The sequence below is a fragment of the Pseudomonas sp. SH10-3B genome, from assembly GCF_019891415.1.
Lineage (GTDB): Bacteria > Pseudomonadota > Gammaproteobacteria > Pseudomonadales > Pseudomonadaceae > Aquipseudomonas.
The window spans coordinates 1-7,298 of sequence record NZ_JAFLXD010000093.1 but is presented as its reverse complement, the minus strand read 5'-3'; the positions used below and the strand labels follow the sequence as shown (position 1 = coordinate 7,298).

Sequence of the window (7,298 nt, the reverse complement as noted above, 5' to 3'; positions counted from 1 at the left end):
ATTACAGAAGAACGCGGTGTATCAGACACTCTGTAGCGGCTGGTTTTAGGGCTGCTTCGCAGCCCAGCGCGGGACAAGCCCGCTCGCCACAGGGAGATTTGTCAGGGTCTGAAAAGTTTTGTAGATACCTATGCTCATCACAGGGGATCAAGGTTGAGCAGGCTGAATGATTCCGTGCGCCTGTGGTCGGAACCTGGGTACGCATCATTCATTGAAGGAGCACCCATGAAGTCCAAAACCCTAGCCGCCTGTGTTCTGGTCGCCGCCAGCCTGTCCACCGCCAGCTTTGTCGTGCAGGCCGGCGATACCCCGCAGGAAACCGTGCAGCCTTCGAACATCAATGCCCGTGATTTGAAAGAAGGCGACCGCGCCCCGGATATCCTGATGCGCAAGGAATCGGCGGTCAGCGACTGGAAGAAACGCGGCCTCAAGCAGCCTGAAGCCGACAGCCAATGGTCACGGGTGGGCGACAAGTTCGTGCTGCTCAAAACCACCAACGGCACCATTCTTGAGATCACGCCCGTCAAGAAATGACCCGCGTTTTTTCCTCGCTCTTGCGCTAAGGTAACCGGCCTTCAAGACCGCGTTACCTTAGACGAAAGAGAGCAGGATGCTTGCCACAATAAGAAACTACCCCCGCGCCGTGAACCTGTTGTTGTCCGCCACGTTGCTGCTGACGTTGGCCAAGGCGATTACTTTTCCTTACCTGGTGATCTACCTCACCGGCCACTTTGCTCTCGACATCTCCCAGGTTGGGCTGGTGATCGGCAGCTCGTTGATCGTTGGCTCGCTGCTCAGCGTGTATGGCGGTTTTCTGGTCGACCGCATCAGCAGTTTTCGGTTGTTGCTGGGCTTGAGCGTGCTGTTTGTGCTGGGGTTTATCGGTACGGTGCTGGCGCAGAATATCTGGGCGTTCTACAGCTGCCTGATCCTGATCAACCTGGCCTACGCGGTCATCGATATTGCGGTAAAGGCCGGTTTTGCCAGCTTGCTGCCCGAAGACGCACGCAGCGAAGTGTTTTCCATCAAGTACACGCTGACCAATATCGGCTATGCCGTGGGACCGTTCTTTGGGGCGATGGTGGCCAAGCTGGACATCAGCCTGCCGTTCATCTTGTCGGCGCTGCTGGGGGCGGGGTTTTTCCTGCTGTACTGGCGTTGGGGCGACCGCACCCTGGCGACCGCCGATGTCACGCAAAAGCCGGTGCCGTTCCTGGCCGTCGGCCGCGTGCTGCTGCGTGACCATCGCCTGGTGTGCTTCACCGTCGGTGGATTGCTCAGTGCCGTAGTGTTCGGCCAATTCACCGCGTACCTGTCGCAGTACTTGGTGACCACGACCACTGCCGAAAACACCTACACCGTGATCAGCGCCGTGCTCACCACCAACGCCGTGCTGGTGATTGCCTTGCAGTACGTGATTGGTCGACGCATTTCCCACCGCCACCTCAGCCAATGGCTGATCGCAGGCTTGAGCATGTTCATGCTGGGTTTGATCGGGTTTGCGCTGTCCACCAGCGTGCTGTGGTGGGTACTGGCAATGGCGGTGTTTACAGTCGGGGAAATTATCGTGTTTCCGGCCGAGTACATGTTTATCGACCGGATCGCCCCGGATCACCTGCGCGGCATGTACTACGGGGCGCAGAACCTGTCCAACCTGGGGGCTGCGTTGGGGCCGGTATTGTGCGGACTGGTGCTGGCCAGCCTGCCGGCCCACTACATGTTCTATATGTTGGGGGCGTTTATCGTTGCAGGCGGGGTGTTCTATTTCATTGGTTCGTCGTTGAAGGCAAGTCATCCAGCGTGAGCTTGCCCATGTTGTTGCTATGCAGTTCGTAGCGCAGTTCTTCAACCATTTTTTCCACGTCTTGCGCGGTTTGCAGTCGGTTGGTACTGATCCCCGTCACCACCAGGTCCACCCGGCCGGTATCGGCGTCGTAGACCTTGAGGGTCAGCGACGCATCCCGACACAGGGTGAACTCGCACGTCAGCGGCGCGAGGCCTTCTTCGATGCAATTTCGCAGTTGAGCGAGCGTAAACATGTGGGTTCCTTCAAGGTGTTGTTTCACCACGGCACAGGTTCAAGGCCCTGTACTCACCCCTTGAAGGTTAAGGAGCAGCTACCCCCGCGATAAGGCGAATTCGCACTAGCGGCACTAGTGCATTTGCACTTTTATCGCGGTTTTTTAACCCGTAGTTCACCGGCGAACAGCCCGCGTTCACGGGCCCAGACAATCGCCGCACTGCGGCTATGCACCCCCAGCTTTGAATACACCGTGGCCACATGGTTACGCACGGTGTTGGGCGCCAGTTTCAGGCGCGAGGCGATCTCCTTGTCCGCCAGGCCTTCGCAGATCAGGCCGAGCACATCGCGTTCGCGCGCGGTCAAGTCGGTGAAGGCCACGTTGGGCAGGTTGGGGGTGTTGACGCTCTTGGCGTTGGCCAGTTTCTCGATCAAGGTCTGGCTGAACCAGGACGCGTCCTGCATCACTTCCTCGATGGCCGCCACCAACTCAAGCTCTGAGCGTTTGCGCTCGGTGATGTTCATCATCACCATCAGGTAGCAGGGCACATCTTGAATGATCACGGTGTCGGCGGAGACCACGCAGTCGATCACCTCATTGCCTTTTTTACGCACCTTGAGGTCCTGGCCGTCGACGTTGCCGGCTTTTTCCAGGGCGGCGAACAATTGGGTACCCACCTGCGGGCTGTCGATGAAGTTGATGTCCTCGATGGATTTACCAATCAGTTCTTCACTGGTGTAACCGGTTGTGGTCATGAAGGCTTCGTTGATATCCAGCACCTGCCGGTTGGCGGCGTTGCACACCAGGGTCGGCACCGGCGTCAGTCGGAACGACTTGGCGAAGCGTTCTTCGCTCTGGCGCAAGGCGATTTCGGCCTTGCGGCGTGGCTCCAGGTCGGTGAAGGAAAACAGCATGCAGTCTTCCTCGTTCATGTCCAGCGGCTGGCCGGCAACGATCACCAGTTTGCTGCCGCCATCGGGCAGCCTCAATTCGGCCTGCATCTGCGGGATGGTCGCACCTTCGCCCAGGCGCTGGATGGCCAGGTCTTTGCGCTCGGCCTGTTCCAGCACGTCCAGCTCATACACTGAGCGGCCGATCACCTGGTCGCGGTTATACCCCGTCATTTCCAGGAAGCCCTGATTCACCTTGATATAGCGCAGGTCGCTCAGGCGGCAGATCACCGCGGGCGCCGGGTTGGCATTGAAGGTTTTCTCGAAGCGCTGCTCGGCGCTGGCCCATTCGGTGGCGTCGCTGAGGATCAGTACCAGCAATTCAGGCGTGCCATGGGAGTCACTGATGACCAGGCTGCGCAGGCGGTGCACCCAGGTTTTTTCTTCGTCGGTGGTGGGCATGACCTCCACCACTACGTCGCTGAATTCATCGCCTGCCGCCGCGCGGGCGAGGGGGTAGTTCTCCAGGGGTAAGGGATGATTATTGCGATAGCGCAGGGCGAAGCGTTCGGCGTATTCCCGGGTATTGCTGCCCAGTGCCGCGACGTCATCCACACCGTGCATGCTGAGTGCGGCTTCATTGGCCCAGAGGATGGTCTGGTCGACCTCGGCCAGGATGATTCCGTCGGACAGCCCGGAGATGATCTGCTGCAACTGGCGGCGGTTGGTTTCTTTGGCAAGGACATCCTGGGTCATGATTTCTCCGGGTTTTAGACGCATGAAAGTACGACACCCCGGTGTCAGGATAGTGCAGAGCAATTGCGCAGCATGGGGTGCTAATGCACCAGTAGGCCTGGTGCATTTGGGCCACGACTGAACGTATGTCGTTTCGCCACACTCACACCCATCAAGGCATTTCGCCTTGCTCCTACAACATGTGAAGGACCTCTGTATGACCACTGTCTATGAAACCAATCGCTCGCTGTTTCGTGTGTCCTGGAGCTCTGTGCTGGCTGGCAGTGCAATTGCCCTGGTGACTTACCTGGTGCTCAGCGTGCTCGGCACTGCCATCGGCGCCAGCGCCGTCAACCCCATGGAAGCGGGCAACCCGTTGCGCGGCTTTGGCACGGGCGCCGGTATCTGGCTGTTTGTCTCGACGCTGCTGGCGATTGCCGTCGGTGCCTTCGTCGCCGGGCGCACCGCGCCGGATCGCGGTGGCCTGCACGGTTTGCTGACCTGGACCCTCACCACACTGTTCACTACCTGGTTGCTGGCGGCGTTGGCTTCCAGCGTCGTGGGCACGGCGGGCAATGTGGTGGGCAAAGGCCTGTCGGCCGCCGGTAGCGGTATCGCCGCCGTGGCACCGGGGATCGGTGACAGCGTCAAGCAGCAGTTGGACGAGCAGGGCATCCACCTGGATTGGAACAGCCTGCAAGGCCAGCTCGATACCTTGCTCAAGCAAAGCGGCAAGCCTGAACTGGACCCGTCCAATGTGGAGCAGAAAACCGACCAGGCCGCCGCAGACGGCAAGGAATCGGCGACGGATGCCGCGGCCAATCCTGCCCAGGCGGGTGACGCGCTGAAGCAGTGGTTCGAACGCGTGAAAGCCTCCGGTGAACCGGCGTTGAACGCGGCGGATAAAGACGCGCTGGTTAACATCGTTGCCGCCCGTACCGGCAAGAGCAAAGAGGAAGCGACCCAGATCGTCGACAACTACGCCCAGGCTTATCAGCAGGCGATGCAGAAAGTCGATGAGCTCAAGCAACAGGCCGAGCAGAAAGCCCGTGAAGCCGGTGAAGTCGCGGCCAAGCAGTTGTCCCGTGCGGCGTGGAGTACCTTGGCGATGTTGCTGCTGGGGGCTGCGTTGAGCTTCTTTGTGGGCCGTATGGCGCTGACGACGCGTCGGGTGCCGTTGGCTTGATCGATTGTTGCATTCAAAGGTGGTTAGGGGATTCCCCCTAACCATCCCCTTCAACCCGCCAGCCAACCTACGATGGGCACAATCATCAACGTGCTCAGGGCCATTGAAGCTACATTGCCAATGTAGGGGTGAAAATGCGCCGGCAGCCTCGCCGAAATCGCACAGGCCAATGGCGGTGCGACCAGTGCGCCGAGCAGGGCACTTGAGCCAATCACCACCCAACTGCCGCCATGGGTCAGCACGGCCGCCGGTACCACTGATACCAATGGAACATAGGTTGGATACCAGCCCCGCCTTATCCACTGATGGCGCCAGATCACGACGCCAAAAGCCGACGTCAGTGCCTGGGCGCCAATCATGTACAGCAGCAGGCCAGAGCCATAAGCCGGGCTCATGGGGTTGAGGGCATAGGCGAGCAACACGCCTGCCAGCAGCCCGAGACTGGCCAGTTCATTCCCGAAAAACGGTGCTTCGGAGAAGTCCGCCAGCACCCGGCGCAGGCTCCAGAACAGCCCGTAGCCAGGCGGTTTTACAGGCGTTGGCTTGACGGCGGCGATGTAGTCCGAACGCACCAGCAAGGGCACCCGCCGACACAGTGCAAATGCAATGATGCTCCCCGCTGCCATGCCCAACACATTGCCGACCACGGCCGGCAGCCCCAATGGCAGGCACACCAGATTGACGATCAACAAGCACAGTGGGGTGACCAGCAACGCGCCCAGTACGGCACCGTTGAGGGTGACTTTCCAACCGCCGCCAAACATGAGCACCATCGCTGCGGGCAATGACACAAACGCTGCAAATGTAGGCTGCCACGTCTCGGCGGTCACGCTCCAGCCCCACAGCAGGTTGCTCAGCAACAGCCCGATCAACGAGCTGGTTACCAGCCAAGGCCACAGTCCGGTGCCATAGCAAATGGAAAAGCCCTGCCAGGCTTTGCCACACTTGCTTGCCCACCATGCCAGATAGGCACCGCTTAATAGACCCAGTGAGGCGAGCTCGTGCTTGTAGAAAGCGACTTCGCTGATATCTCCGGCTATCCACCGCAACCAGGCGACGGGGTGGGGCAGGGCCGTCACCATCTCACTGTATCCCGGCCACGATCCACGATGACTGGACACGACCCATAGCACCAGCAAGGTCGCGATCAGTCCCAGTGCAACCACCGTAATATCCGCCCGTGAGCAGGTTGGCGTTTTCTTGGTAAATAACTTTTCCATAGGATGCCCTTCCCTCAGCGAGGCAGGGCAGGGTGTTGGGAATAGCCGAGCATCTGGTCATACAGATCGTTGCGTCGGTCCCGTTGCAGGTCATTGAGGTTGTTCCAGATCGGTGCGCTGCGGGCACTGGTAATGTCGATGTCGGCGAAAAGGATCTCCTGGCGATTGGCCGAAGCCACTGCGCCAATCGGCCAGCCATTGGTCCCGGCAATCAAGGAGCACCCAAGGTAGCGGGCATCCCGCTCTTCACCAATGCGGCTGGCGGCAGCGATGAATACGTTGTTGACGTGCGCTGCGGTCATTGTCAGGTACGACGCCATGCACTTCCCCGCCTCATCGAACAGTGGTGGTGGCGTCCACACCCAGTTGTTCAGGCTGCAAATGATATCGGCGCCTTGCTGGCTGAGAATTCGCGGCACTTCGGGGAACCAGATGTCCCAGCAGATCAACAGGCCAATGCGTCCGATGGGCGTTTCAAACACCGGAAATCCAGTGTTGCCTGGAGTGAACCAGAGCTTTTCAAGGTTCCATAAATGGGCCTTGCGGTATTTGCCTATGAACCCCTCGGGCCCCAGCAACACCGCAGTGTTGAATAGCTGCTTACCATCGATTTCGCTCAGGCCGGCCACCAGGTACACCTGATGCTTGCAGGCGAAATCGATCCATGCACGCATGCTTGGTCCGTTCGGCACTGCCTCTGCATGATCGAACGCGTCCTGGCGATTGCTGAAGAAATACCCGCAATTGGAAAGCTCCGGCAGCACGATCAGATTCGCGCCACCGTTTGCGGCTTCAGTCGCCAGTACAAGACTTTGATGCAAGTTGTCGCTTCGGTTGGCTATACCGACTTGGGGGTTGAACTGAATGACAGCGACGCGGGCAGGGCTTGTTGGTTCGCTCATGGGGGTGACCTCTTATTGTTATGCAACCAGGGTTGGTTGGGGGTTTATAAGAGGTGACGAAATGTTCGAAGAGAAGTCAGACGGTTCCTGCTGCGGTGTAGTTAAATTCTCTAACGCTGCTTAAGCATGGGCTGCCGCGCAGCTCAACGGGAGCAAGCCCCTCAAGCTTAAAATAACTTACTGATTTTAAAGGGTTAAAATTTAACCCTAAAGTCTTGAGTCTTGCATAAGCAATTTCAGTCGACTGCATTTTTGTGGCGAGCGGGCTTGTCCCGCGTTGGGCTGCGCAGCAGCCCCAAAACCAGGCGCAGAGGATTGCCTGATACACCGCATTCGTCTTCATC

8 protein-coding genes are annotated in these 7,298 nt (G+C 58.8%); 3 read left to right on the top strand and 5 right to left on the bottom strand.

Going from position 1 to position 7,298, the window contains the following annotated elements:
* Nucleotides 1-225: 225 nt before the first annotated feature.
* Both J1G35_RS30310 and J1G35_RS30305 read left to right on the top strand, forming a co-directional pair.
* Nucleotides 226-534: an RcnB family protein gene (locus J1G35_RS30310; protein ID WP_053139874.1), complete on the top strand. Its 309-nt coding sequence runs from the start codon at nucleotides 226-228 to the stop codon at nucleotides 532-534.
* Between the two features lie 76 nt (nucleotides 535-610).
* Nucleotides 611-1,804 (top strand): MFS transporter, encoded by a 1,194-nt coding sequence (locus J1G35_RS30305; protein ID WP_223016842.1) that lies wholly within the window; start codon nucleotides 611-613, stop codon nucleotides 1,802-1,804.
* Here J1G35_RS30305 and J1G35_RS30300 read toward each other — a convergent pair.
* Together J1G35_RS30300 and J1G35_RS30295 are read right to left on the bottom strand one after the other, a co-directional pair.
* Nucleotides 1,767-2,039 carry a DUF1652 domain-containing protein gene (locus tag J1G35_RS30300; RefSeq protein WP_053139868.1) on the bottom strand — a complete coding sequence of 91 codons (273 nt, stop codon included), beginning with the start codon at nucleotides 2,037-2,039 and terminating at the stop codon, nucleotides 1,767-1,769. The genes J1G35_RS30305 and J1G35_RS30300 overlap by 38 nt on opposite strands.
* Before the next feature lie 131 nt (nucleotides 2,040-2,170).
* Nucleotides 2,171-3,667, bottom strand: coding sequence for a helix-turn-helix transcriptional regulator (locus J1G35_RS30295; RefSeq protein ID WP_053139866.1), 1,497 nt, complete (start codon nucleotides 3,665-3,667; stop codon nucleotides 2,171-2,173).
* Nucleotides 3,668-3,863: 196 nt separating this feature from the next.
* Here J1G35_RS30295 and J1G35_RS30290 point away from each other — a divergent pair, with 196 nt between their 5' ends.
* Complete coding sequence (locus tag J1G35_RS30290) at nucleotides 3,864-4,832, top strand: hypothetical protein (protein WP_223016841.1); 969 nt, start codon at nucleotides 3,864-3,866, stop codon at nucleotides 4,830-4,832.
* 50 nt (nucleotides 4,833-4,882) lie between these two features.
* On the opposite strand, the gene J1G35_RS30285 is transcribed toward J1G35_RS30290, so the two are convergent.
* The 3 genes from J1G35_RS30285 to J1G35_RS30275 all read right to left on the bottom strand — a co-directional run.
* Nucleotides 4,883-6,052, bottom strand: a complete 1,170-nt coding sequence (locus tag J1G35_RS30285) for a hypothetical protein (RefSeq protein WP_223016840.1) — start codon at nucleotides 6,050-6,052, stop codon at nucleotides 4,883-4,885.
* Between the two features lie 14 nt (nucleotides 6,053-6,066).
* Nucleotides 6,067-6,954 carry a nitrilase family protein gene (locus J1G35_RS30280; RefSeq protein ID WP_053139860.1) on the bottom strand — a complete coding sequence of 296 codons (888 nt, stop codon included), beginning with the start codon at nucleotides 6,952-6,954 and terminating at the stop codon, nucleotides 6,067-6,069.
* A 76-nt stretch (nucleotides 6,955-7,030) separates the two neighbouring features.
* Nucleotides 7,031-7,298, bottom strand: a 268-nt coding sequence (locus J1G35_RS30275) for a hypothetical protein (protein WP_223016839.1), incomplete at its 5' end; no start/stop codon positions are given.